Below are 22,340 nucleotides of genomic sequence, written 5' to 3' on the forward strand. Positions count from 1 at the left end.
GTCAGCCCTCCTCGGCCGCGGTCGCCAGCCGCCGGATGACGGCCTTGTCCAGCTTCCCGGAGGCGTTCCTCGGCACCGCCGGCACGAGGGTGAGCCGCCGCGGGAGTTTGTAGCGGGCCAGCCGGCCGGCCGCGTACGCGCGGATGTCCGCCAGGTCGATGCCGGTGCCGTCGGTGACGGTGACCACCGCCGCGACGGCCTCGCCCCACTGTTCGTCGGCCACCCCGACCACGGCGACGTCCACCACGCCCGGCATGGCCGCCAGGACCCGCTCCACCTCGGCCGGGTAGACGTTCTCCCCGCCACTGATGATCATGTCCTTGAGGCGGTCGACGATGAAGAGGCAGCCGTCCTCGTCGAGATAGCCGATGTCCCCGGAGTGGAACCAGCCCTCCGCGTCGAACGCGGCGGCCGTGGCCCGCGGGTTGTTCCAGTAGCCCGCGGTGACGTTGGGGCCGCGCACCACGACCTCACCGGGCTCCCCCGCCTTCACCGGCTCGTTGCTGACGGCGTCCACGACCCGGACCTCCGTGTAGGGCATGGCGATCCCCGCCGACCCCAGCTTCTCCAGGGTGCGCTCGGCGGGCAGGTGGGTGGCGAACGGCGCGGTCTCGGTCAGGCCCCACGCCTGCTGCAGCAGCACCTCGCGCCCCGCGTAGAGCTCCACCAGGGACGGCGGCACCGGTGCGCCCGCGACCACCACCGCGCGCAGAGCGCCCAGATCCTGCTGGAAGAAGCCCGGGACGCGGGCCAGCGCGGCGAACATCTGCGGGACGCCGAACATGGAGTTGACCCGGTGGGCGACCAGGTCGTCGAGGCACGTCTGCGGGTCGAAGGAACGGCGTACGACGACCGTGCCGCCGCGTACGAGGGTGCGCAGGGCGAAGCTGTTGAGGGCGCCGATGTGGAAGAGCGGGGCGGCCGCGTAGGTGACGTCACCGCGGCGCGTGTCCAGGCGCAGGTCGACGTTGACGGAGTTCCACCAGGCGTTGCCGTGGGTGAGCACGACTCCCTTGGGCGTGCCGGTGGTGCCGGAGGTGAACATGAGGATCGCCGGGTCGTCGGCGTACTTCGGGGTGAGGACGGTCGTCGGCGGCGCTGCCGCGATCAGCGGTGACCACGGCTCCCAGCCGACGGCGCGGTCGGCGGCCGGCATCTCGGGGTCGTCGTCCACCAGCAGGAGGCGCCGCAGCGCGGTGGCCGCGCGCACGGCTTCGACCGGAAGGCGATGGCCCTCCTCGCAGACGATCACCTCGGCGCCGCTGTCCGCCAGGATCCGCTCCAGCTCGGGCTCGGCGAGCCGGAAGTTGACCGGGACGAACACGGCACCCAGCCGGAACGCGGCGAGCATGGTGACGAGGAACGCCGGGCTGTTCAGGCCGAGATAGGCGACACGGGTGCCGTCGACGACACCGCCGCCCGCCAGGACGCTTGCCAACCGGGCCGCCCTGGCGTCGAGTTCGGCGTAGGTGAGGTCGCCGCCCGGGTAGCGGACGACCACCTCGTCGGCCTGGTGGCGGGCGTGGCGGGCCACCGCCGCGGCCGGGTTGAGGTCGACCCGGAGTCCGGAGTTGCGGGGGTGGGGGCTGGGCACAGTCAGCACTCCTCGTCGAGTGGTCATGGAAGGCCGGGGGCGGGGTCGTCGGGGTCGTCGAGGGCGTCGGAGCCATCGAGGGCGTCGGAGCCATCGAGGGCGTCGGGGCCGTCGAGGGCGTCGGGGTGATCAGGGTCGTCAGAGGTGGTCGCCGCCGGCCGCGTGCGCGAAGCCGCGGACGCCGATGCCGCCGTCGGCGGAGATCGCGTGCCCGGTGATCGGGCCGCTCTGCTCCCGGGCGGCGAGCAGCACGTACGGTCCGGTGAAGTCGCGCGGGTCTGTACTGGAGTCGTGCAGCGGCACGAGCGCCGGGGCGTCCGGGTTCTTCTTCGCGAAGGACGCGGAGATCGAGCGGTCGCCGAGCGCCAGCGCCTCGGGGCCGCGCAGGTCGGTGTTCATGCCGCCGCAGGCGACGCCGTTGACACGGACCTTGGGCGCGAGCTCGTAGGCGAGTTCGCGCATGAGGCCCAGGCAGGCGTGTTTGCTGGCGGTGTAGAGGGGGCCGCCGCCGTTGACGTGGAAGGAGGCGTTGGAGAGGGTCATGACGATGCTGCCGCGGCTCTTCACCAGCTCCCGCCAGGCCGCCTCGGCCGCCAGCAGACAGCCCTTGACGTTGACGGCGAAGATCTCGTCGAAGCCGGCGTCGAGTTCGGCGGCGTCGAGCCGGGTGAGCTGCCGCTGGTAGTCCCAGACACCGGCGTTGGCGACGAGGGTGTCGAGCTTGCCGAAGCGTTCGACGGTCTCGGCGACGGCGGTGTGCAGCCGCCCGGAGTCACGGACGTCGCCGGGGACGGCGTGGATCCGGTCGGGGGCGACGGCGACGGCCTCGTCCAACTGGCCCTGGTCCCGCCCGAAGACGGTGACCGAGGCGCCCTCGGCCACGAACCGCTCGGTGACCGCGCGGCCGATGCCCGCTCCCCCGCCGGTGACGAGCGCGACGTACCCGTCCAGCCAGCCCATCACCGCTCCCCGAGGAAGCCGACGACCAACTCCTCGAACTCCGGCCGGCGTTCGAGCTGCACCCAGTGCCCGCACCGGCCGAACACGTGCAGCTGCACGTCCTGGATCTGGCGGAGCATCAGCTGCGCGCCGTCCAGGGTGATCGTGCGGTCGTCGCGGCCCCAGAGCAGCAGCGTGGGCGCCTTGATCCGGTGCAGGTCGCGCCAGAGCGGGTCCATTCCGCCGCGCCGGGCGAAGGCCGCGTTGTAGCGGTGGTAGAAGGCGATGTGGCTGTCGTCGAGGGAGGCCTCGTAGCGGGCCTTCACCACGTCCGCGCCGAACTGCTTGTGGTCGTAGACCATGGTGCGGATGAACGCGGCCATCTTCTTCTCGCTGGGCCCGCCGCCGTTGTAGTAGCGGAACATCTCCTTCTGTCCCTCGGTGGGCGTCGGCCCGGAGGGCAGCCAGCCGCCGCCGGGTGCCATCAGCACCAACCGGGCGACCCGCTCGGGGCGTTGCTGGGCCATGGCGATCGCGGCCGCTCCGCCGAGGCTGTTGCCGAGGAGGTGGAAGCCGTCGACGCCGAGGGAGTCGAGGGCCTGGAAGAGGGCGTCGACGGTGATCTCGGTGATCGACCGTTCGGCGAGGTCCTCGTCCGTCGGGCGGTAACTGCCGCCGAAACCGGGCTGGTCGGGCAGGACGACCCGGAAGTGCCGGGCCAACGAGGCGAGGTTCTGGTGGTAGTTGCCGACGCCGGAGGCGCCGGGGCCGCCGCCGTGCAGCATCACCAGGACCGGTCCCTCGCCGGTCTCGGCGACGGCGATCTCGCCGAGCGAGGTGGGGACTCGATGGTGCTTGAGTTCGGTCAAGGCAGTTCCCTCGGAAGTCAGAAGAAGGTCGAGATGTTCTTCGCCAGCAGGACGTTGTGGTCGAGGAGGACGGTCCGCCGGGCCACCCGCAGGCCGCCGTCCCCGCCTCTGCGCAGCACGTCCGCGCGGCTGCCGGCGAACACGTTCTCCTCGCGTTCCAGGCGGTTGCGGTAGACCAGGAACGCGGAGCGCACCTGCAGGTCGTCGGCCGTGAACTCCGGGTTCTCGGCGGGGTCGTGGTGCCGCACCATCACGTTGGTCACCAGGTGGCGGGTGCGGGACGGCGGGTCCTCGGCCCAGGCCATGCCCGAGTCGAACCGGCGGATGCGCCAGGCCAGGCTCTCCTTGGTCTCGTCGAAGAACGCGGCCTCGCCCCGCGCGGCCACCGCCAGCGTCTGCTGCCGGCGCAGCCGGTTGGTGCGGGTGGGCACCCAGTAGTCGAGGTCGTCGGCGAGCAGGTCCAGCCAGTCGGTGTAGCGGCCGTCGTCGAGGAGGGCGGCCTCCTCGTAGTAGAACTGCTCGACCTCGAAGTGCGTGTCGCGGTCGGCGCGTCGGGCGAGGGAGGTCACGGGGTCACCTTTCCGGGCGCAGCAGGGCGCGCAGGCTCACGTCGGGGTCCGCCAGCCGTCCGGCGTCGGCCGGTGTCCGGCGGTCGATCATCCGGCGGGCGGCGCGTACGGCGGCGGAGTCGTCGACGGCGGCAGCGGCCACCAGCCGCCCGTCGCGCAGGCCGAAGACGGCAAAGGACGCCTCGGCGAAGGAGCCGCGTACGACGGTCTCGGCGGCGGAGCCCAGGTGTCCGACCGCCTCGATGTGGCGGCCGTGCCGGTCCGTCCAGAACCAGGGTGCCGTCGGGGCGGGGGCCGGGGTGCCGAGGAGGGTGGCGGCGGCCCGGGCGGCATCCTGCCGGGCGGCCTCCCAGTGCTCGGCACGGGCCTGCCCGCGCGGCCGGGCCGGGTCGCCGACCGCGAGCACGGCCGGGTTCGAGGTCACCTGACCGGCGTCGACCAGGATGCCCCGGTCCACGTCGAGGCCCGCCTGCTCGGCGAGCCCGGTGTGCGGGACCATGCCGACGCCGACGACGACGGCGTCGTACGACCGCGATCCGGTCTTGCCGGTCAGCCGGACCTCGATGTGGTCGCCGCGATCCGTGAACGACTCCACGGCCGCCTGGACGGTGGTGATGCCGTGCCAGGTGTGCAGGTCGTGCAGCCAGGTGGCGAGTTCCGGGCCGAGCACGGCGGACAGCGGGATGGCCAACGGGTCGACCAGGCCCACCTCGCAGCCCAGGCGTACGGCGGTCGAGGCGGTCTCGGCGCCGATCAGACCGGCGCCGACGACGAGGATGCGGGCGCCGGGCGTGAGGGCCGGACGCAGCCGGTCGGCGTCCTCGGCGGTGCGCAGGACGTGCACGCGCTCGCCGTCGATGCCGGGGATCGGCGGGCGGGCCGCGCTGCCTCCGGTGGCGAGGACGACCCGGTCGGCGGGCAGCAGGGTGCCGTCGGAGAGTTCGAGCTTGCCCTCGGCCGGGCGCAGCACGGTGACCGTGGTGCGGTTGACCAGCCGGACGCGCTGGTCGTCGTACCAGGACGGCTGCTGGAGGGCGAGCTGCGGAGCGGTCCTGTTCCCGGCGAGGTAGTCCTTCGACAACGGCGGCCGGTCGTAGGGGAATTCACCGGCGTCGACGAGGGTGAGCCCGCCGTCGAAGCCCTGGGAGCGCAGGGCGGCGGCGGTGCTGACGCCGGCGATGCCGCCGCCGACGACGACCACGTTCACGGCGCCTCCCCGGGGAAGAGCCAGACCTCGCCGTCGCGGACCTCGACCCGGTGCGGGCAGGCGTTCCTGGTCGCGGGCAGCCCCTGGACCTCGCCGTTCTTCAGGCAGAACCTGCTGGCGTGCAGGGGGCATTCGACGTGGCCGTCCTCGACCCAGCCGTCGGCCAGGGAGGCGTCCTCGTGGGTGCAGGTGTCGTCCAGGGCGTACACGGTGTCGTCGGTGTCGCGCAGCAGGGCGATGTCGTCGGCCGTGCCGGTGACGGACTTGTCGATGGCGATGCCCTCGCCCTCGGGGATGTCCGCCAGGGCTGCTACTCGAATGCCGCTGCCGTTGCTCATGCCTTGCTCTCCTCGTGCCATGCGGGGGTGTTCATCAGCTCGCGCCAGCGGCCGTAGAAGGCCCGTCCGGCGGCGTCGCTGTACAGTTCGCTGGTCCGGCCGGGGTGGCGGCCGTCCTCGCGTTCCGAGCCGATCCCCATCTGGTAGTTGAGGGCGACGCCGTTGGTGATGAAGCCGTGCGAGATGGCCTGCACCTCGCTCCAGTTCTCGCCGTCGTCCTGCTCGAAGATGCCGCTGGGGCCGAAGGTGCGCAGGTTGTAGAGGCGTTGGGCCTCGCGGACCTCCTCCGGCATGGACTTGTCGACGATCGTCCAGGCCCAGACCTCCATCCGGTCCGGGCCCTTGGGGTGCCAGACGCGGACGGAGCCGTTGACGGGCAGGTAGGAGAAGTTGGGGAAGACCGTGGCGTGCCCGTTCGTGAGCGGGCCCTCGACGCGGGCCTCGCCGAGGCGTTCGCGCAGGGCGTCGTAGTCCGTCCACTGGTGCACGGTCTGCGCGTCGAACCGGTTCCTGGGGTGGACCGGGAACCCGGCGCCGTGGCCGTTCGGGCCGGCGTACTGGCGGCCGGTGCGGTGCACGACCTCGTCCTTGGGCTTGCGGCCGGCCGGTGCAAGCAGCATGAGCGCGGAGGCGTGGCTCATGTTCACGTGGTACCAGTCGGTGGCGAACTGCTCGGCCGCCAGCTTCCAGTTGCCCTCCAGGACCCACTTGTGGACCCCGCCGACGACGACCGTGCCCTCGTCGTCGTGGTCGAGCATGGCGTCCATGTACCAGGCCATGTCCCCGAGCGACTCGCGCAGCGGGACCGGGTCCGGGTTCCAGGTGCCGAAGACCAGCCCGCGGTACGTCTCCACGTGCGGGACCTCGACCAGGCCCCAGTCGCGTTGCTCGAACCCGCCTGGATAGCCGTTCTTGTTGGGGACGCTGACCAACGAGCCGTCCAGGTTGTAGGACCAGCCGTGGTACGTGCAGGTGAAGTTGCGGGTGGTGCCGGAGTCGGCGCGGCAGACGCGGGCGCCCCGGTGGCGGCAGGAGTTGAGGTGGGCGCGGATCCGGCGGTCGCGGTCCAGGGTGACGATGACCGGGTCCTCGCCCATGTACGTGGTGAAGAAGTCGCCGGGCCGGTGGAACTGGTCGGTGTGCGCGAGGAACAGCCAGCTCGGCGCGTAGACCCTGCGCAACTCCTGCCGGTACAGCTCCTCGTCGGTGAAGACCACGCGGTCCAGGAGTCCGCCCTCGGTGTCGACGAGCCCGGAGACGTCGATGTTCCGTGCCAGGTCCGCGGGGCGCCTGAGCGCTCCGCGCGGTGCCGCCGTGGCAGCGCCCTTGGGTTCGTTCGTCGAGGTCATGGCCTCAGCGAACAGCAGCGGCCCGGACGGGTGCCATCGGCCGTTCCGTACGGCGGCACGCGGGCTGTCGGCGCCCCGGGGCGGCGGGAGAGCGTGCTCCCATGCTTGCCGCAACCGCCGTCTCCCAGAGCGCGACCGACCCGTTGGCCGGACTCGTCGTCGGAGACGTTCCCGAGCCCGGGCCGCGCCCCGGCTGGTCGACCGTCCGTGTGGTGTCGTCGTCGCTGAACATGCACGACCTGTGGACCCTGCGCGGGGTGGGCCATCCGCCCGAACGGCTGCCGGTCGTCCTCGGCTGTGACGCGGCGGGGTACGACGCGGACGGCAACGAGGTCCTCGTCCACCCGGTGATCGCCGACGCGGACGCCGGTCTGGGCGACGAGACACTGGACCCGGGGCGGGCGCTGCTGTCGGAGCGGCACGACGGCGCCTTCGCCGAGTACCTGTCCGTGCCCGCCCGCAATCTGATCCCCAAGCCGGAGTGGCTCACCTTCGACGAGGCCGCCTGTCTGCCGGTCGCCTGGGGCACCGCGTACCGGATGCTCTTCACGCAGGCCGGGATCCGGGCGGGCGACCGGGTGCTGGTGCAGGGCGCCGGGGGCGGGGTGGCCTCGGCCGCGATCAAGCTCGCGGTGGCCGCCGGGGCGGTCGTCTACGCCACCAGCCGCAGCGCGGAGAAGCGGGCGCGGGCCGAGTCCTGGGGCGCGCGCCGGGCCGTGGCGACCGGGGAACGGCTGCCCGAGCGGGTGGACGTGGTGGTCGAGACGGTCGGCGAGGCGACCTGGTCGCACTCGCTGAAGTCGCTGCGCCCCGGCGGCACGGTCGTGATCGCCGGGGCGACCAGCGGCACCAACCCGCCCGCCGACCTCGGCCGGGTCTTCTACCTCCAGCAGCGCATCCTCGGCTCGACCGGCTGCACCCGGTCCGAACTGGTCGCCCTGCTGAAGCTGATGGACGCCACCGGTCTGCGTCCGGTCATCGACCGCACCCTGCCCCTGGCCGAGATCCACCAGGGGTTCCAGCTCATGATCGACGGGCGGCTGACCGGCAAGCTCGTCGTCCGCCCCCAGGGAGGCCTCGCATGAACACCGCCGTAGGGCTTTCCCACTCCCCCTTGATCGGCAGGAACGACCCCGGGCCCGAGGTTCTGGCCGCCGTGGCGGAAGCGGTCGGACACGCGAGGTCCTTCGTTCGCGCCTTCGACCCCGAACTCGTCGTCCTCTACGCTCCCGACCACTACAACGGCTTCTTCTACAAGGAGATGCCGCCCTTCTGTCTGGCCACCGCCGCCCACGCGGTCGGTGACTTCGGTTCGGCGGCGGGTCCGCTGTCGGTCGACACGGAGGCGGCCGGATCGATCGCGCGCGGCGTCCTCGACCGTGGCATCGACCTGACCGTGTCGGCGCGGATGACGGTCGACCACGGCTTCGTCCAGCCGCTGGAGGTGCTGTTCGGCGGGATCGACCAGGTGCCGGTCGTACCGGTCTTCGTCAACGGGGTCGCGACCCCACTCGGCCCGGTGAGCCGGATCCGGGCCCTGGGTACGGCCGTGGGGCAGGCCTGTGCCCTGCTGGACCGCCGGGTGCTGTTCCTCGGCTCCGGCGGGCTCTCCCACGACCCGCCCGTCCCGGTCCTGGACGGCGCCCCGCCCCGGGTGGCCGATGCCCTGATCGAGGGTCACCCGCCGACGCCCGAGCAGCGGGCGCGGGGTGAGGAACGGGTGGTACAGGCGGGGCGGGACTACGCGGCCGGCTCGACGCGGATGATCCCCATCAACCCCGCCTGGGACAACCAGGTCCTGGACGTGTTCGAAAGCGGACGGCTGGCGGACGTCGACTCCTGGACGGTGGAGTGGATGGGCGCCGAGGGCGGCGGCTCGGCCCACGAGGTCCGCACCTGGATCGCCGCCTTCGCGTCCCTCGCCGCCACCACCGGCGACTACCGGATGACCTCACGGTTCTATGCGCCGATCCCGGAGTGGATCGCGGGCTTCGCGGTGGCCACGGCACAGAGCGTGTGAGTCGCGGGCGCGGCAGGCGCCGAGGTCACGGCGGCGGCAGGCGCCGAAGTCATGGCCGTGGCAACCGGCCCGTCCGCTGCTGTGCCAGGGAGGCCGCCGCCGCGACCCGGCGTACGTCCGCGCCGAGCCGCCGGGTGTCGATCCGGTCGCGCCGTCCGGCGATGGACAGCGCGGCCACCGCCCGCCCCGAGCGGCCCAGGACAGGCGCGGCGACGCAGCTCAGCCCGGGCTGGCTCTCCTCGTCGTCGTAGGCGAGGCCGGTACGGCGGATGCGGTCCAGTTCCTCGGCGAGTGCCGCCGGGTCGGCGATGGTCCGGGCCGTGAAGCGGTGCAGCGGCCCGGCGATCGCCTGGGCGGCGGCCTCCGCGTCGTAGGCGAGCATGACCTTGCCGACGGCGGTGGCGTGTGCGGGCAGCCGGCCGCCGATGCGGGACGGGACCGGCGCCGGGCGGTGGCCGTGGAGCTTGCCGAGGTAGACCACGTCGGTGCCGTGCAGGACGGCGAGGTGGGCGGTGTGCCGGGTGAGCTCGTACAGGTCGGTCAGGTACGGGAGGAGCAGGTCGCGCAGGTTCTCGTGGCCGGCCGCGTAGACGGAGCGGCCCAGCTGGTGGAGTCGCTCGCCGAGCCGGTAGTCCGTGCCGACCCGTTCCACCACGCCGTTGCGCTCCAGCATGCCCAGCACCCGGTGCGCGGTCGACTTGCTCAGCCGGGCCCGCCGGGCCAGCTCGCTGACGCCGACCCCGCTGCTCGCCCTGTCACCGAAGGCGACCAGCAGGCTGATGGCCTTGTCGACGGCGGCCCGGTCGTCACGGGCCGGGTAGTCCAGGGAGGCGGTGGTCATGGCGGTTCACCTCAGCTTCGAGGGGGTCCGGTGTCATTTTCAGTAGACCGTCCGGAAACTTTTACGTGACAAGCATGGCCAGACCGCCTACCGTCCGTCAACAATGACGGGATGCACATTAAAAGTGACGACCTGGCCCATGAGAACGAGCTGGTGGCCCGCAACGTCCGCCGGTTCCGGCTCGAACGCGCCATGTCACTGGGCGAGCTGGCCCGCCGTTCCGGTCTCTCGAAGCAGACGCTGTCGAAGATCGAGCAGGGCGCCGGCAACCCGACCGTGGAGACGCTCTCGCTGCTCGGCGCGGCCCTGGACGTACCGGCCCGCCGGCTGCTCACCGAATGGGGCACGCCGGTCTACGTGCAGCGCCACGACGAGGGCGAGTGGTCGGAGGCGGGCAACTGGTCGGAGCGGCTGCTCGACGAGGTGTACGGCTCGGGGTACGTCCGGACCCTGGTGCTGCGTCTCGAACGCAGCGGCAGGCAGCCCGAGCCCGTCGCCCCGCACGCGGCCGGCACGCTCCACCACATCTACGTGATCACCGGCAAGCTGCGCACCGGCCCGCTCACCGAACCGGTCGACCTGGCGGCGGGGGACTTCGCCCGGTTCCCCGGGGACATCCCCCACCGCCATGTCTGCCTCAGCGAACGCGTGGTCGCCCACATGGTCACCACGCTGCCTCAGGTACGGCAGATCAGCCCCACGGTGCTGCAGGGCGGGCCCGGCGCCTGATCAGGAGGTGATGCCGTTGTACTGGTCCCAGGTGTAGGCGAGGTCCGGCGAGGAGGGCTTGCCGGACCAGTTGAAGTAGTCCCAGACGAGTTCGGCGGGGTTGGTGGCGAGGTAGCCCCGGCCGGGCAGGTCGTTCGAGTCGTCCCAGGCCCAGGGCGGGTTGGCCGCGTCGGTGTCGCACGCCCCGTTGGCCGGGCCGAGGACCCCGCCCGCCCCGCACTTGGCGCCGTAGGGGTTGGAACTGTCGTCACCGGCGAAGTTGTTGGTGGTCGCGAACAGCGAGGTGAGGGTGCGGTTCGCCCACATGCCGTTCGAGGCGAAGACGTCGGTCAGGGTGTACTGCACGTCCCGGTCGTTGGAGCCGGACGGCACCTCGGCGGTGGAGCCGGGGTAGTAGACGATGCCGTCGCCGCTCGCGTACTGGCTGCGCTCCTGGGACAGGTAGCCCTCGGCCCATGCGGCATGGGTGTTGGGCTGCTGGGTCGTGAACGGGCGTCCGTGACCGTCGTCGTGCGGGTCGCCCTGCAGTTTCAGCGTGCCGTCGACGGTCTCCTGCCCGCTGGTGAAGTCGCTGCCGGAGGGCACCCAGGAGTAGAAGTTGCTGTGCGCGACCGTGATGGCGGCCTTCAACTGCCCGTGCGCGGAACCGTCGTTGGCGACGACGATCAGGACGCCCTCGGCGTCGTTCTCGTGCTCGGTGAGGTCCTCCTGGTAGTTGTCGAGGACTCCGTCCGACCAGTCGCGCGGGTGGAAGTACGTGTACAGCAGGTACGAGAAGGACGGGGTCTGGACGACCGAGTAGTAGACGTGCGCCGCGAGCGGGAACTGGCTGGTGTTCTCCCAGTTGTTGCGGCCGTTGAGGTCGCCGTCGTAGTCGTACGACGTGATGTAGTCGGACTTGCCGCCGAGGGCGGTCTCGCCGGTGGAGTCGACGTCCTGGAAGTTGACCGGGGCCCACCACTGGGCGAGGGCGGCGCGGTCGGCGGCGGCGTCCGCGCGGGCCGGGGTCGGCTGGGTGAGGCCGGCACCGCAGACGGCGGCGAGGGCGGCCGTCACGGCGAGGGATCTGCGTCTGGGCAGGGACATACGGAAACGGTGGGTGCGGGGGGTTGCCACGGTTCCTCCGGGGGACGGCGAAAGGAACCGGCACGTCGGTGAAGTCGACGTGCCGGTAAGGGAGTTGGCGGGCGTTCCGGGTGGTGCGGGTGATGCCGCGCGTACGATACAGCGCGGCACCGGCGGCCCGGCAGGCCTCAGCAGGTGATGGTGCCCCTGCGCAGCGCGTGGCCGCTGTCGTTGCTGTCGTCGGACCACCACACGGGCTTGCTGCCGCCGCTGCACGCGTCGGAGCCGGAGACGGCGAAGCCCTCGTTGTTCAGGTTGTCCATGCCGGTCGGGCGGTTGTGGATCGCGGTGGTGGCGAAGACGCCGGAGGAGTTGATCTGCAGGGTGCGGTGCTGGCCGGAGCAGGTGTCGTCGCAGACCACCCACAGGCGGGACGCCTGCGGTTCCCACTGGAGTTCCATGACGCCGGCCATGCCGCTGCTGACGGCCGCGACCCGGGTGAAGGTGCCGCCGTCCTTGAGGACGTAGCCGTAGATCATGCCGGTGCCCTCGACGCCGACGAAGAACACGCCGCCGGTGTGCGAGCCGTAGTTCGCCGGGTTGTAGGCGGCACCGGTCGAGGCGTCCTTGAACCCGGCGGCGGTCAGGGTGGCGTCGGGGACCCAGGTGATGCCCTCCAGGCCGAGGTTGGAGCCCACCGACGGCAGGTCGGAGGTCAGGTTCCACTCGGTGGCGGCGGTGACGGTGGTGGCGGTGCCGCTGACGTCGTACTTGAGGACGGAGAGCCGGCTGGTGCCGGACGAGTCCGCGTTGCGCTCACTCGACACGTACACACCGCCGCCGGCGCCGGAGCCGGTGAGCGTGACGCCCTCGTCGTCGGGCGTGCCCGATCCGCCGGGGAACTTGAGCGTCTTGCCGGACGTCCAGCCGTTGGTGGTGTCGGCCTTCCAGGCGGTGGAGCCGTTGGGCACCAGCCGCCACAGCTTGCCGCTGTTCTGCGCCGCCCACAGCACGCTCCCCTCCTGGTAGAGGCCGCTCATGTCGGAGCCGAAGGCGTTCTTGGTATCGGCGGTGGCGACCGAGCTGCCGCCCGGCCACGCGGTCGCCGAAACACCGCCGGAGCCGCACTCGTTGGCGGCGCCGAGGGTCAGCGCGGCCGAGCCGAAGGCACCGGTGCCGTCCGGGCAGCGCGACCACGAGGGGGCGGAGTGCTGGGTCCAGCTGAAGCTGTCGACCAGGGTGGTGCCGTCGGCGAGGTAGAGGCGTGCCTCGTCGTCGGAGCCCAGGCCGAAGGAGTTGTGCACGTCGAAGGCCGCGTAGCCGCCGGGCGCAAGGGTGGTCCCGGAGGCTATCGCGTACTTGGAGCTGTCGTTGTCGTCCCGGAGGATCCAGCCGGAGAGATCCACCGTGGCGGTGCCCTTGTTGTAGAGCTCCACGGAGTCGTTGACGTCCCCGGTGGTCACCACCTCGTTGATCCGGATGTCGTCGGCCGCCGCCGCGTGGGCGGGGGACGCCGTCAGCGCGCCGACGGCGAGCGTCGGTCCGGCGACGGCGACGAGCAGGACACGGAGGCTGCGGCGCCACCGGCGAACGCGTGATTCGGTCACCAAGTCCGTCCTGGGGTTTCGTTGTGACAGGCCGCCAGGACCTTTCCTGCGTGGCTCGAACGGGCGTCTTCGCGCAGGTGAGGACGTTATGAACGGTGAGCGAACCGCCAAGATCGCCGGGGGTTGCCGCGCCCGTGCGGGGCGAGTGTCCAGAACGTGGCGAGCACCGCGCCGGTGACCAGGACGAGGAGCAGGCCGAAGACACCGGCGACCACGGCCTCACGTCCCGGGAAAAGCGGTCGAATTGCATGGACGGCGCCGACGAGAATACTGAAGGCGATGAATTCCGCGACCGGTCGGGCCGGTATGTCGAGGCGGACCAAGGCGCTCGCGGCGAGGGCGACGGAATGCCCGACGGTGAATGCCAGTGTGGTGCGGCCGATGTGGCCGACGGCGTTTCTGGTGCTCACCAGTCCGCGCCAGCGGTTTCCGGCGGGCGGCGCCGCCGGCAGCGGCGCCGCCGGCAGCGGCGCCGCCGGGACCGCCGTCGCGATCCCGGCCGGCATGCGCGGCGCATGCCACAGCGAGATCGGTGGGCGGTCCATCAGTCCGTCAGAACGAGAACTCTCCCCCGTAGTCGGTGTCGTGGTCACGGTAGACGGTGTGGTAGTGGACCTGGTTCTGGTAGACCAGCCCGTTCTGGCAGATGAACTCGATCCAGACGCCCGGGCCGTCGATGCGCACGTAGTCGCCCGTGGTGTCCAGGTCGGTGCTGCCGGAGTACGAGATGTAGGTCTCGTCGAGGTCCGACTCGTAGTCGCTCAGCACGGAGGCGGCGGTCGTGTCGTCCGCCACGTCGACCCAGGGCTCGATGGCGTCGAGGACCAGTTCCTGCTGGTCGTCGGTGAGTTCGCTGACCGCGAGGCCTTCCTTGGTCTCCGGGAAGTCGCCGTCCTCGCCCGGACCGAGCAGCACGTCGCTGAACGACTCGGAGAGCTTCGCCTCCGACAGTTCGCTGCTGCTGAGACTGCCGATCATGTCCAGCATCCCGTCGCGCATACCTGACAGGGGTGCGTACGTGGTGCCGTCGTCACCGGTCCAGCTGGTCGGTTCCACCCCGATGAAGAACGGGGTGGTGCCCTCGACCTCGCCGTCCTTGTAGGTGAGGTTCACCGCGAGGTGGTGGCCACCGAAGTGCAGCTGCCAGGTGCCATCGGTGCTCGGAGTACCGAGGAACGCCAGGTAGTAGTTGCCGCTGCCGTAGCCGCTGGCGGTCTCGCCGAGGTTGTCGTCGGCCGCCAGGATCTGGGTGATCTGGTCGTATCCGGTGCCGCTGCCGGTACCGGTGGCCGTCTCGATCACCGCCTTGGCGGCGGTCAGCTGTTCGTCGCTGAGGGTGCTGAACTCGATGCCGACCCGGCAGGTCGAGCCGCACGGGAGGTTCGACCAGGCGGTGGCGTTCGCCTCGGTGAAGTCGAGGAGCACGTCGGACTGCTGGTCGCCGTCCAGGGTGTCCAGGAACGCGTCGGCGGCGTCGACCACGTCAGAGACGGACGACGAGGCGTCGGTGGCGGCCGTGGTCCCGGCGGCCGAGGAGTCGCCGGCCGAGGAGTCGACCGGGGTGGTCGCGGCGTCGGCGTTGACGTAGATCCCCCCGAGGAGCAGGGCCGTCCCCGCGACGAAGGCCACGCCCGCGCGCTTCCACTTGCTCTTTAACCTGCGGTGGGTTTTGGTTTCTGGCATCTTGCCGGTCCCTTCGGAAGATGATGTGCAGGAATTCCGGAAACGGTTCCCGTAAACGCAGCGGCCAGATCTCCCTGCCCGATGTGTGAAGGAGATAAATTCCACCAGTCGCCGCTATGGATGCCATCGAGCGGTACTCGGATTTACCTGTGTCTTACTGTGGGACATGGCCAAGATTTTCAGTTTCCGCGCCGGACGCGATCGGTCCCCTTCATGTCTGATATGGCGTCATGTCCCCGCAGTCCGAATCAAGTTCACAAGGCGATGGCTCGTATCCCGGTCGTCGATGACCAGGGCGAGGATTCACAGGCACCGGCTGCTTCTCCTGCTCCCGCCCTCGCTGCTTCACTCCTCACCCGTCCCCCGTAGTCCGAGTGTTCCCGCACCACTCGAAGACCCTGGAGCCCCCGTGCAGCCACCTCCCTGGAAACGCATCCGCCTGCGACGTGTCGCCGTGGTCCTGGCCGCCGTGCCGGCGCTGACGATCGGCACCGTCGGCGCGCTGACCGGAAGTTCGGCGCAGGCCGACAGCACGAGCACCGCCGCGACCACCGCCACGGCCACCGCCTCCGCCACGGCTCCCGCCATCGACTGCTCCGCCGTCGCGGCGCTCGATCTGAGCGGCATCTCCGGCGCCCCCACCCAGATCGCCTCGGCGACCGTGCTGGCCGCCGGCGGCAACACCCTCGGCAACTGGGCGGCCTGCGAGGTGAAGGGCCTGATCGCCCCGCAGATCCAGTTCGACCTGCGGCTGCCGATGACGACCTGGCAGGGCAGCTATCTCCAGGTCGGCTGCGGCGGCAACTGCGGTGTGGTGAGCAGCGGCAGCGCCCCGGCCGCGACCGGCTGCGTGCCGCTGACCGACGGCGCGTTCGCCGTGGCCTCGGACAACCAGGGCCACTACGGCACCAGCATGAGCTCCGGGCTCTTCGGCACCGACCCCACCCTCAAGGCCGACTTCGGCTACAGGTCCGAGCACCAGCTCGCCGTCGTGGCCAAGGACGTCATCAGGCGCTTCTACGGCACCTCCGTCACCGGGGCCTACTACGACGGCTGCTCGCAGGGCGGCCACGAGGCCCTCACCGAGGCCCAGCGCTACCCGACCGACTTCAACGGCATCGTCGCCGGGGCCCCCGCCAACAACTGGACCGCGCACACCTTCCAGCACGCCTGGAACGCCCAGGCCGTGTTCTCCGGGACGGACGGCACGGCCACCCTGACCACGGCCGACCTCACCCCGCTGCACAACGCGGTCCTCAAGGGGTGCGGCGAGAGCGGCGACGGGATCATCGAGGACCCGCTGAGCTGTACCTGGGACCCGGGCAGCATCGCCTGCGCGAGCGGGCAGACCTCGACCTCCGACGACTTCTGCCTGACCGCCGCCCAGGTCACCACCGTACGCAAGCTGTACTCGGGCCCGGTCGACAAGGCCGGCAAACTCCTCTATCCGGGCTGGCAGTTGCGCGGCAACGAGCTGAACTGGGCCGGAGTCATCGTCCCGACCACCGCCACCGGCTCCACGACCAACCAGACCAACGTCAACGAACGCGTCCGCTACCTCCTCTACCCCGAGGCGCACCCCGAACTGTCCTGGAAGGACGTCGAATTCACGGATGCCGGTTACCGGAAGCTGATGAAGCTCAACGAGGGGACGATGGACGCGACCGACCCCGACCTGTCCGCGTTCAAGGCGGCCGGCGGCAAGCTGATCATCTGGCAGGGGCTGGCCGACCCGAACATCTCCTCCGTCGCCGGCATGGCCTACTACAAGGCGGTGGAGAAGACGAAGGGCGGCGAGCGTGCCACCAGGGACTTCGCCCGGCTGTTCCTGCTGCCCGGCGTGGCGCACTGCGGCGGCGGTCAGGGCCCGGACAGCATCGACGCGCTCACCGCGGTCGTCGACTGGGTCACCGCGGACCGGGCACCCGACAGCCTGCTCAGCCAGAAGATCAACAGCAGCGGCACCGTGACGGCCGCCCGCCCCGTGTACGCGTTCCCCTACATCGCGGTCGACACCACCGGCGGATCCGCCGACGACCCCGCCGGTTACACGGCGCGGCTGTCCACCGCCGAGAAGAACCTGAAGGTGGACTACCTGGGCTCGTTCCGCTCCGGATACGAGACGGTCAGCAGCTGGGTCGACGGCAAGTGGGTGACCCGCCCCGGGAAGAGCTGAACCCCGGCCGGTGATCGGGCACCGTGCGGCAGCCGGTGCCCGATCAGGACGGTCCGCTCCTCAGAACTGCGCCTCGTACTGGGCGGGGTCGATGCGGGCCTCGACGAGCAGGGGGCCGGTGCGGGTCGCGAGGCCGGTGATGGCCTTCTCCAGTTCGGCCACCGAGGTCACGCGCACGCCGTCGCAGCCCATGGCACCCGCGAGCGCGACCATGTCCATGTCGTCCAGCCGGGTCGCCGTGCCGCCGTAGCCGAGGGCCCGCTGTTTGAGCTCGATGCGGTTGAGGCTGCCGTCGCAGAAGACCACCACCGTCAGCCGCAGCCGGCGGGCGACGGCCGTCCGCAGTTCGGTCGCCGTCATGGCGAAGCCGCCGTCGCCGATCAGCGCGACGACCGGAACCTCGCCCAGGGTCAGCTGGGCGGCGATCGCCGCGGGGAGCCCGAAGCCCATCGAGGACAGGCCGTTGCTCATGAGGACACCCCGCGGTGCGCGGGTCTGCCAGCCCTGGCCGACGAGGAGTTTGTGCGAGCCGACGTCACAGGTGACGACGGTGTCGGGCGGGGTGTGGGCGCGGACGACGTCGATGACGTCGGTGGGGTTGAGACGTCCTTCGACCCGGCCCGCATAGTAGGCAGCGCGGAGCCGGGCGCGGTGGACGGCGACGTCCGCCTCGGTCCAGCGGGGCTCGCCCTGCCGGCCGTCGGCGAGCCAGTCCAGGCTCGCGGCGACGTCTCCGACCAGTTCGCAGCCGCTGGGGTAGACCTGGTCGACGTTGGGTGTGGTGTCGACATGCAGGACGGGCGTGTGCAGGGACCACGGCCTGAGGAGCTCGACGGGGTCGAAGCCGGCGGCGACGACCAGGTCACTGCCGGCCAGGAAGTCCCACACCACCCGATGGCAGGCCATGTCGAGGACCCCGGCGAAGAGCGGATGGTCCTCCGGGAAGACGCCCTTGGCCATCGGTGACACCACCACCGGGGCGCCTGCCGTCTCCGCCAGCCGGACCAGGGCTGCGGAGGCTGCGCACCGGGTCGCGGCGGTGCCGGCCAGCACCACCGGGCGCCGGGCCGACCGCAACAGCACCGCGGGGTCCGGGCCGCCGGGGGCCCGCTGCACCCGGACCCCGCCGGCGGCGCCGTCCAGGGGCGGCGGCGCGACGGCGGCGCGGGGTGCGGGAGCGGCGAACGCCTCGGCGGAGCCGGTGAGATGGACGGCGCCGGGCCGCTCGGCGACGGCCAGCCGCAGCGCCTTGCGCAGCACCGCGTCGGCCGACCGGGGGTCGATCCGGCCGGCCCACTTGGCCACGGGTGAGAAGAGCAGCTTGTGGTCCACCACCTGGTGGGTGACCAGGTCCTCGCGGCCGGGGTCGATCTGGCCCGAGATCGCCAGCAGCGGAACCCGGTCCCAGGTGGCGGCGGCCACCCCGTTGACGATCGACGTCGAACCGGGCCCCAGCGTCGACAGGCAGACACCGGGCCGCCCGGTCACCATGGCCTGCGCCTCGGCCATGAACACCGCCGTGCCCTCACGGGTACCGGCCACGACCTCGACGCCGGCGGCCCGGAACGCTTCCATCAGTTCGATGATCGGGTCACCGGGGTAGGCGAACACGCACCGCGTCCCCGTGGCCCGGACGTACTCGGCGACCACTGCGGCCGTCCTGCCCGTACCGCTCCCTCCCGTCGCTCCCGCACGGAGTTCCCCGGGTCCGCCGGCCGCCGTCACGTCGCGCGCAGGTTCGCCGGTACGAGCTGGTCGTAGTCGGGGTCCTCGGTGATGAGGCCGGCGGACCGGTGGAAGGCGACCGCGGTGTCGAAGGAGGACCGTCTGAAGGCGTTCGTCGTCGGGATCTCGCTCTTCAGCAGCGGGATCAGGGCGTCGAGGGTGGTGTCGGGGAGGCCGCTGCGGTACTCGGCGAGCAGCTTCTTCACGCCCGCGGTGTCGTTGCCGTGGATGTCCTTCTTCGCCCGGACCAGCGCCCGCTGGAAGGCCGCGATCTCCTTGGCCTTGTCCTTGAGGATGCCCTGGGTGGTGAAGATGACGCCGTGGGACACGTCGACCAGCCCGGGGATGTCGCCGCGGGACGGGGAGATGTACAGGGTTCCGACGCCGGTTCCCTCCGCCTGCTGGCCGAGCGGCTGGGCGAAGGACAGGGCGTCGACCTGGCCGCCCTTGAGCGCGCCGAGCGCCGCGCTGGGCTCGCTGCCGAGGTTGACCAGCTGGGCGTCCTTCTTGGAGTCCAGGCCCACCTTGTCGAAGAGGTAGATGACGAGCGCCTCGGTGCCGCTGCCGGGTCCGGTGATGCCGATCTTCTGCCCTCGCAGGGACTTGATGCGTTCGTCGAGGGTGGCGTCGGTCGCGGCGCCCTTGAAGTCCTTCCCGGTGATGATGTCGATGTAGTAGCGGTCCACCAGGTCGGCGACCAGACGGATGTCGCTCTGGATCGCGGAGAGTTTGAGGACGTCGGTCATGACGGAGCCGCCGAGTTCGATGCTGCCGGACTTCAGCGCGGCGGCGACCTTGGCGCCGGTGCCGAGGATCGGCGGGTCTCCGAAGGTGACGCCCTCGTCCTTGAAGTAGCCCTTCTCGGTGGCGATGAACAGCGGCAAGAAGGCGATGGACTGGCTGACCTGCCCGACCGAGATCTTCCCGGTCCCGGTGGAGGCGCCGGACTTGGCGCAGCCCGCGCCGGCGAGGGTGACGGCTCCGGTGGCGAGCAGGCCCTTCACGAGGTGCCGTCGGTCCATACGCGGCTGAGCTCTCATTTCCGGCCCTCCAGTGGCTTCCAGCGGTTGGCCCTGCGGTCGATGAGGCTGACGATCAGGTTGAGGACGGTGGCGATGGCCGAGAGGACGACGAGCGTCGCGAAGACCCCGGCCGTGTCGAAGTTGGCGGCGGCGTCGCTGATCAGATAGCCCAGCCCCCGGTTGGAGGCGACGAGTTCCCCGATCACGGCGCCGATCAGCGAGTACGGGACGGCGACCTTGAGGCCGGTGAGCAGGCCGGTCATGGACGCGGGCAGGACGACCTTGAGGACGATGTCCCGGCGGCGGCCGCCCATCAGCCGTACCGCGTCGATCAGTCCCCGGTCGACCTCCCGTACGCCGACGGCGGTGTTGAGGAAGACCAGGAAGAACACGGTGACGGCGGCGAGCAGCACCTTCATCTGCATGCCGATGCCGAACCAGACGATGAACAGCGGGGCGAGGGCGACCTTGGGCAGCGAGTACAGGGCGACGATGAACGGGTCGACCATGCGGTAGAAGGTCGGCAGCGAGGCGAGGACGAACCCGGTGACCGCGCCGGAGGCGGCGCCGAGCAGGAAGCCCAGGACGACCTCCTTGAGGGTGACCCAGGTGTTGGACCAGAGCAGGCCCTGGCGCTGCCAGTCGGCCAGCCGGTGCACGACGTCGAGGGGCCTGCTGGTGAAGGTGAGGTCGAAGACCCGCCCGGCGCACAGCTGCCAGGCCACCAGCAGGACGGCGGCGAGGACCAGCCGGCCGCCCCAGATGACGACGGTGCCGCCGTGCCGCTCCCACCAGTTGCGGTGCAGGGGAACGGTGACCGACTGCCCGATCGTCGTCTCGGTCTCCGGGTCCGCCGGGGTCTTCGCGTCGACCGTGTTCACCGTGCCTCCCGCAGCGCCGCCGACATCTCCTTGTGCAGGGCGACGAAGTGCGGGTCCACGCGCAGTCCGTCGGCGTCGCGCGGTCTGGGCAGGTCGATCTGCTTGTCCAGGACGACCCGGCCGATCCGGCCGAGCACCACGACCCGGTCGCCGAGCAGCAGGGCCTCCTCGATGTCGTGGGTCACGAAGACGACGGTCTGGCCGCTGCCCTGCCACAGCCGGAGCAGTTCGGCCTGGAGCACGGAGCGGAGCTGGGCGTCGAGGGCGCCGAACGGCTCGTCGAGCAGCAGCACTTCGGGGTCGCCGGCGAGCATCCGGGCGAGGCCGGCGCGGCGCCGCATGCCGCCGGAGAGTTCGCGCGGGTAGTGCCGTTCAAAGCCGGTGAGTCCGACCCGCTCGATGAGGTCCGCCGCCCGGTCCCGGCGTTCCCCGGCGGCAACCCCCTTGATCTCCATGGGCATTTCGATGTTGCGGCGGACGTCGCGCCAGGGCATGAGGGTGTCGGACTGGGTGAGGTAGCCGACCTCGGTGCGCGGCCCGGACACCCGCATGTCCCGGTACGTCACCCGGCCCGAGGTCGGGGACATCAGTCCCGACATCATGTTCAGCATGGTCGACTTGCCGCAGCCGCTGCGGCCGAGGACGCTGACGAAGCAGCCCTCCTCGATGCCGAGGCTCAGGTCGCGCAGTGCCACGATCCCGGTGTCGTCCTTCACGAACTGCGCGCTCAGTCCGCGGAGTTCCAGGACGGCGGTCATCGGTCGTCCGCCGCTCCGGCCAGCCGGCGGCTGTTGTCCACGGCCATGACCCGGACCTCGTCCCGGGTGAAGCCGGCGGCGAGCAGCCGTTCGGCGAGCAGCGGGAGTCCGTCCTCCACCGGCGGGTTGAAGGGCTGGCCGAGGTCGCTGGAGAGCACGGAGTGCTCCGGGCCGACGGCCCTGATGTTCTCCAGCCACAGCTCCCAGGAGACCTTGCCGGTGTACGGGGTGGTGAAGCACCGCTCCAGCAGGGCGCCCTTGGCGGCGAGTTCGCGTTGCCGTTCGACGCCCACCCGTTGCGAGGTGAACTCCGGGTGGGTGACGACGATCCGGCGGACGCCCTCCTCGACCGCCGCGTCCACCACGGCGGTGATCTCCTCGGTGCCGAGGTGGCCGGTGGCGAGGGTCATGTCGTGGGCCGCGATCACCCGGAGCACCTGGCGGGTGATCTCCAGGACCTTGCCGTCCGGTCCGACCACGTCCACCGGGTCGGCCGTCATGCCGGCGTCGCGGAGTTCGTTCTGCAACTGCATCCACATGGGCGGTGTGGCGCCCTCGGGACCGCTCGCCGTACAGGCCCGTTCGTTGGCGCTGTCCACGGTGGGCAGCCAGACGACCTGGGCGCCGCCGCGGCCGGCGATCTCCACTGCGATCGGGTTCATTCCGCCCACCGAGCCGTTCAGGGTGATCGCCCCGACCGCTCCGAAGCCGGGGACCGCCCTGCGGACCACCGCGGCCCGTTCCGCCGTGGGCACGTAGTGCGACTTGAGGACGAAGCCGGATAATCCGACCTCGGCGAAGCGGGACGCCAGGGTGAGGTCGTCGACGCGGCGCTTCATCAGGTCGGGTGCGATGTGCAGATGGATGTCGTAGGCCCCCGCGACGAGTTCGCGGGCCTCGTCCGAGGGGATGGGGATGGGGTGCGTGCCTGGTCGGTCGGTCATACCGCCTCCCTGTCACCAATTTGG

Annotated in this window: 21 protein-coding genes; 4 read left to right on the forward strand and 17 right to left on the reverse strand. The window is 71.2% G+C overall.

Going from position 1 to position 22,340, the window contains the following annotated elements; genetic code table 11:
• Window position 1: 1 nt before the first annotated feature.
• From ABZ887_RS23555 to ABZ887_RS23585, 7 genes are all read right to left on the reverse strand, one after another.
• Window positions 2-1,594, reverse strand: coding sequence for a long-chain-fatty-acid--CoA ligase (locus tag ABZ887_RS23555; protein WP_361292510.1), 1,593 nt, complete (start codon window positions 1,592-1,594; stop codon window positions 2-4).
• 138 nt (window positions 1,595-1,732) lie between these two features.
• Window positions 1,733-2,554, reverse strand: coding sequence for a 3-(cis-5,6-dihydroxycyclohexa-1,3-dien-1-yl)propanoate dehydrogenase (hcaB, locus tag ABZ887_RS23560; protein ID WP_361292512.1), 822 nt, complete (start codon window positions 2,552-2,554; stop codon window positions 1,733-1,735).
• A complete protein-coding gene (locus ABZ887_RS23565; protein ID WP_361292514.1) occupies window positions 2,554-3,402 on the reverse strand; it encodes an alpha/beta fold hydrolase in 849 nt (282 codons plus the stop codon). Before ABZ887_RS23565 ends, hcaB begins: the two co-directional genes overlap by 1 nt.
• 17 nt (window positions 3,403-3,419) lie before the next feature.
• Complete coding sequence (locus tag ABZ887_RS23570) at window positions 3,420-3,971, reverse strand: 3-phenylpropionate/cinnamic acid dioxygenase subunit beta (RefSeq protein WP_361292516.1); 552 nt, start codon at window positions 3,969-3,971, stop codon at window positions 3,420-3,422.
• 4 nt (window positions 3,972-3,975) lie between these two features.
• A complete protein-coding gene (locus tag ABZ887_RS23575) occupies window positions 3,976-5,178 on the reverse strand; it encodes an FAD-dependent oxidoreductase (RefSeq protein ID WP_361292518.1) in 1,203 nt (400 codons plus the stop codon).
• Window positions 5,175-5,516 (reverse strand): non-heme iron oxygenase ferredoxin subunit, encoded by a 342-nt coding sequence (locus ABZ887_RS23580; protein ID WP_361292520.1) that lies wholly within the window; start codon window positions 5,514-5,516, stop codon window positions 5,175-5,177. Before ABZ887_RS23580 ends, ABZ887_RS23575 begins: the two co-directional genes overlap by 4 nt.
• On the reverse strand, window positions 5,513-6,865 hold the full coding sequence (locus ABZ887_RS23585; RefSeq protein ID WP_361292522.1) for an aromatic ring-hydroxylating dioxygenase subunit alpha: 1,353 nt from the start codon (window positions 6,863-6,865) through the stop codon (window positions 5,513-5,515). Before ABZ887_RS23585 ends, ABZ887_RS23580 begins: the two co-directional genes overlap by 4 nt.
• Window positions 6,866-6,966: 101 nt before the next feature.
• On the opposite strand from ABZ887_RS23585, the gene ABZ887_RS23590 reads away from it, so the two are divergent.
• Both ABZ887_RS23590 and ABZ887_RS23595 read left to right on the forward strand, forming a co-directional pair.
• Complete coding sequence (locus tag ABZ887_RS23590; RefSeq protein ID WP_361292524.1) at window positions 6,967-7,950, forward strand: zinc-binding dehydrogenase; 984 nt, start codon at window positions 6,967-6,969, stop codon at window positions 7,948-7,950.
• Window positions 7,947-8,885, forward strand: a complete 939-nt coding sequence (locus ABZ887_RS23595; RefSeq protein ID WP_361292526.1) for a 3-carboxyethylcatechol 2,3-dioxygenase — start codon at window positions 7,947-7,949, stop codon at window positions 8,883-8,885. Before ABZ887_RS23590 ends, ABZ887_RS23595 begins: the two co-directional genes overlap by 4 nt.
• A 49-nt stretch (window positions 8,886-8,934) precedes the next feature.
• Here ABZ887_RS23595 and ABZ887_RS23600 read toward each other — a convergent pair whose 3' ends face one another.
• Window positions 8,935-9,726 carry an IclR family transcriptional regulator gene (locus ABZ887_RS23600; RefSeq protein ID WP_361292528.1) on the reverse strand — a complete coding sequence of 264 codons (792 nt, stop codon included), beginning with the start codon at window positions 9,724-9,726 and terminating at the stop codon, window positions 8,935-8,937.
• A 111-nt stretch (window positions 9,727-9,837) separates the two neighbouring features.
• On the opposite strand from ABZ887_RS23600, the gene ABZ887_RS23605 reads away from it, so the two are divergent.
• Entirely contained in the window at window positions 9,838-10,455 is a 618-nt protein-coding gene (locus tag ABZ887_RS23605) for an XRE family transcriptional regulator (RefSeq protein WP_361292530.1), read from the forward strand.
• Here the strand turns inward: ABZ887_RS23605 and ABZ887_RS23610 are convergent, their stop codons facing one another.
• The 4 genes from ABZ887_RS23610 to ABZ887_RS23625 all read right to left on the reverse strand — a co-directional run bounded on the left by ABZ887_RS23610 (window position 10,456) and on the right by ABZ887_RS23625 (window position 14,810).
• On the reverse strand, window positions 10,456-11,541 hold the full coding sequence (locus ABZ887_RS23610) for a hypothetical protein (RefSeq protein WP_361292532.1): 1,086 nt from the start codon (window positions 11,539-11,541) through the stop codon (window positions 10,456-10,458).
• A 167-nt stretch (window positions 11,542-11,708) separates the two neighbouring features.
• Window positions 11,709-13,127 carry a lamin tail domain-containing protein gene (locus tag ABZ887_RS23615; RefSeq protein WP_361292534.1) on the reverse strand — a complete coding sequence of 473 codons (1,419 nt, stop codon included), beginning with the start codon at window positions 13,125-13,127 and terminating at the stop codon, window positions 11,709-11,711.
• Window positions 13,128-13,213: 86 nt separating this feature from the next.
• Window positions 13,214-13,720 (reverse strand): HupE/UreJ family protein, encoded by a 507-nt coding sequence (locus ABZ887_RS23620; protein WP_361292536.1) that lies wholly within the window; start codon window positions 13,718-13,720, stop codon window positions 13,214-13,216.
• Window positions 13,680-14,810 (reverse strand): DUF3500 domain-containing protein, encoded by a 1,131-nt coding sequence (locus tag ABZ887_RS23625; RefSeq protein ID WP_361292538.1) that lies wholly within the window; start codon window positions 14,808-14,810, stop codon window positions 13,680-13,682. The genes ABZ887_RS23620 and ABZ887_RS23625 overlap by 41 nt, the downstream gene beginning before the upstream one ends.
• Window positions 14,811-15,219: 409 nt before the next feature.
• Here ABZ887_RS23625 and ABZ887_RS23630 point away from each other — a divergent pair, with 409 nt between their 5' ends.
• On the forward strand, window positions 15,220-16,986 hold the full coding sequence (locus ABZ887_RS23630) for a tannase/feruloyl esterase family alpha/beta hydrolase (RefSeq protein ID WP_361292540.1): 1,767 nt from the start codon (window positions 15,220-15,222) through the stop codon (window positions 16,984-16,986).
• 60 nt (window positions 16,987-17,046) lie between these two features.
• Here the strand turns inward: ABZ887_RS23630 and ABZ887_RS23635 are convergent, their stop codons facing one another.
• The 5 genes from ABZ887_RS23635 to ABZ887_RS23655 form a co-directional block, all read right to left on the reverse strand.
• Window positions 17,047-18,636, reverse strand: coding sequence for a thiamine pyrophosphate-binding protein (locus tag ABZ887_RS23635; RefSeq protein ID WP_361292542.1), 1,590 nt, complete (start codon window positions 18,634-18,636; stop codon window positions 17,047-17,049).
• Between the two features lie 71 nt (window positions 18,637-18,707).
• Entirely contained in the window at window positions 18,708-19,733 is a 1,026-nt protein-coding gene (locus ABZ887_RS23640; protein ID WP_361292544.1) for an ABC transporter substrate-binding protein, read from the reverse strand.
• Window positions 19,734-19,747: 14 nt separating this feature from the next.
• Window positions 19,748-20,614: an ABC transporter permease gene (locus ABZ887_RS23645; protein WP_361292546.1), complete on the reverse strand. Its 867-nt coding sequence runs from the start codon at window positions 20,612-20,614 to the stop codon at window positions 19,748-19,750.
• Entirely contained in the window at window positions 20,611-21,372 is a 762-nt protein-coding gene (locus tag ABZ887_RS23650) for an ABC transporter ATP-binding protein (protein WP_361292548.1), read from the reverse strand. The genes ABZ887_RS23645 and ABZ887_RS23650 overlap by 4 nt, the downstream gene beginning before the upstream one ends.
• Window positions 21,369-22,316 carry a DUF6282 family protein gene (locus ABZ887_RS23655; protein ID WP_361292550.1) on the reverse strand — a complete coding sequence of 316 codons (948 nt, stop codon included), beginning with the start codon at window positions 22,314-22,316 and terminating at the stop codon, window positions 21,369-21,371. The genes ABZ887_RS23650 and ABZ887_RS23655 overlap by 4 nt, the downstream gene beginning before the upstream one ends.
• Window positions 22,317-22,340 lie beyond the last annotated feature (24 nt).

Origin of the sequence: Streptomyces sp. NPDC047061, from assembly GCF_040643955.1 — a bacterium.
Classification (GTDB): domain Bacteria; phylum Actinomycetota; class Actinomycetes; order Streptomycetales; family Streptomycetaceae; genus Streptomyces.

Excerpts from the sequence above, each read along its gene's own strand:
- hcaB (WP_361292512.1), bottom strand. The coding sequence starts at position 2,554 with ATGGGCTGGCTGGACGGGTACGTCGCGCTCGTCACCGGCGGGGGAGCG.
- ABZ887_RS23625 (WP_361292538.1), bottom strand. The coding sequence starts at position 14,810 with ATGCCAGAAACCAAAACCCACCGCAGGTTAAAGAGCAAGTGGAAGCGC.
- ABZ887_RS23595 (WP_361292526.1), top strand. The coding sequence starts at position 7,947 with ATGAACACCGCCGTAGGGCTTTCCCACTCCCCCTTGATCGGCAGGAAC.
- ABZ887_RS23640 (WP_361292544.1), bottom strand. The coding sequence starts at position 19,733 with ATGGACCGACGGCACCTCGTGAAGGGCCTGCTCGCCACCGGAGCCGTC.
- ABZ887_RS23580 (WP_361292520.1), bottom strand. The coding sequence starts at position 5,516 with ATGAGCAACGGCAGCGGCATTCGAGTAGCAGCCCTGGCGGACATCCCC.
- ABZ887_RS23650 (WP_361292548.1), bottom strand. The coding sequence starts at position 21,372 with ATGACCGCCGTCCTGGAACTCCGCGGACTGAGCGCGCAGTTCGTGAAG.
- ABZ887_RS23610 (WP_361292532.1), bottom strand. The coding sequence starts at position 11,541 with ATGTCCCTGCCCAGACGCAGATCCCTCGCCGTGACGGCCGCCCTCGCC.
- ABZ887_RS23585 (WP_361292522.1), bottom strand. The coding sequence starts at position 6,865 with ATGACCTCGACGAACGAACCCAAGGGCGCTGCCACGGCGGCACCGCGC.
- ABZ887_RS23655 (WP_361292550.1), bottom strand. The coding sequence starts at position 22,316 with ATGACCGACCGACCAGGCACGCACCCCATCCCCATCCCCTCGGACGAG.
- ABZ887_RS23600 (WP_361292528.1), bottom strand. The coding sequence starts at position 9,726 with ATGACCACCGCCTCCCTGGACTACCCGGCCCGTGACGACCGGGCCGCC.
- ABZ887_RS23590 (WP_361292524.1), top strand. The coding sequence starts at position 6,967 with ATGCTTGCCGCAACCGCCGTCTCCCAGAGCGCGACCGACCCGTTGGCC.
- ABZ887_RS23605 (WP_361292530.1), top strand. The coding sequence starts at position 9,838 with ATGCACATTAAAAGTGACGACCTGGCCCATGAGAACGAGCTGGTGGCC.